Genomic DNA, 1,589 nt, shown 5'->3' with positions numbered 1-1,589 from the left:
CGTCCAGCAGGCTGGCCGGGTGCGCATCCCAGGCCCAGCTGCTGCGGCTCAGCAGCACCATGCCCGCCAGCACCTGCACGGCCAGCAGCAAGGCGCGCGGCGCATGCCAGTCTTCGCGCCGCCCCAGCCATGCCAGCAGGCCTGCCACGCCCAGGGCGCTGACGGTCAGCAGGTTCAGCTGCGTGGCGTTATCCGTGCGCAGCAGGATCTCGTTCCACACGCCGCCCAGCAGCCAGGCCGTGGCGGCCGTCAGGAACAGCACGGACAGGCTGGCCATGAATTCCGGATACAGGTGGCTGCCGTGGCGGCGGAAATTGAAGGCCATCACCAGCGCGGCGGCGGCCAGCAGCAGGCAGCCGAGCCAGAGGTTGGCCTGCAGGGCCGCTGCCGCATCGAGTTGCAGCATGGCAAACAGGAAGGCAATCCACGCGCCCGCCTGTACCAGCAGGCCGAAAGCCCAGGCCAGGGTCTGGCGCTGACGCAAGCCCACCCAGACGATGCCCGCCCCTTCCAGCGCCCAGGCGGCCGACGTCCAGCGGCCGTCGAGGGCGAACGGGATGGCCAGCGTGCCAAACACGACACCCAGCGCCAGGAACGCTTCGGCCAGCAGCCTGAAGCCGCTCCGGCGCCACAGGGCCACGGCCAGTCCCGTGTAGGTCAAACCGGCGGCCAGGGCGGAAAACGCCAGGCCAAATTTAAAATTCCAGACCAGGCTGTACTGCAGGCCCATGGCAGCCAGCGGCGTGCCGAAGACGAGCGTGCCATCCACGTAATGCTTGAGGCGAGGCGCCTGCCGCGCGCAATAGGCGATGGCGATGCCGATATAGAACAGCACGAACAGGATCAAAAACAGCTGCGTCGACAGGTAGTGCTCGGGCGTATAACGCAGCAAGCCCCAGGCGGTGGCGACGACAAAGGTAAAGCCGAAGCTCAGCACATTGAGCACGCGCCAGGCGCGTTGCAGGGCGATGGCGAAGACGCCCGCATTGAGCAGCGCGTAATAGCTGAACAGGCCAATATGGCTGCCGCTGCCCGTCGACACCAGCAAGGGCACGGCAAAGCCGCCGACGATGCCGAACACGGCCAGCCAGACGGCGTTCTGCAGCACGGCCAGCAGGCAGGTAAAGGCCGTCAGCACGAACAGCAGGCCGAAGGCCAGGCCAGCCGGGATCAGTTCATACAGGCGGAAGGCGCCAAACGTCACCAGCATCAGGATCGCCAGCGCCGTGCCCTGCAGCGGCAGGCTGATGCCCGGGCGGCTGGTACGGATGCGCCAGGCCCAGGCCAGCAGGGCGATGTCGGCCAGCGCGATGCCGGCAAGGCGCAGCTCGATGGGCAATGTCACCTGCGCCGCCACGTACTTGAGCAGGAAGCTGACGCCGAGGAAGAGGATCAGCAAGCCCAGCTTGGCGACCAGGTTGCCCGTAAACAGCCAGTTTTTCGCCTTGGCCAGGAGGCCATCGGGGCGCGCGACCCAGGACGGGGTGTTCGGCGCGGCAGGTGGCGAAACCGGCGGCGTGGGCGGCACCGGTGGCGTCGTTGCGACCGGTGCRACAGGCGCTACGGACGCGGCGGGCGCTGGTCCGGCC

General features: G+C 68.0%; 1 protein-coding gene. It reads right to left on the bottom strand.

The window, feature by feature from the left end; genetic code table 11:
- On the bottom strand, positions 1-1,528 hold a 1,528-nt coding region (locus JaAD80_RS28455; RefSeq protein ID WP_258003237.1), incomplete at its 3' end, for a DUF2339 domain-containing protein.
- Between the last annotated feature and the right edge of the window lie 61 nt (positions 1,529-1,589).

It is taken from the genome of Janthinobacterium sp. AD80, assembly GCF_002878455.1.
Taxonomy (GTDB): Bacteria; Pseudomonadota; Gammaproteobacteria; order Burkholderiales; family Burkholderiaceae_D; genus Janthinobacterium.
The sequence above is the reverse complement of the archived record's forward strand: the minus strand, read 5'-3'. Positions and strand labels throughout refer to the sequence as shown.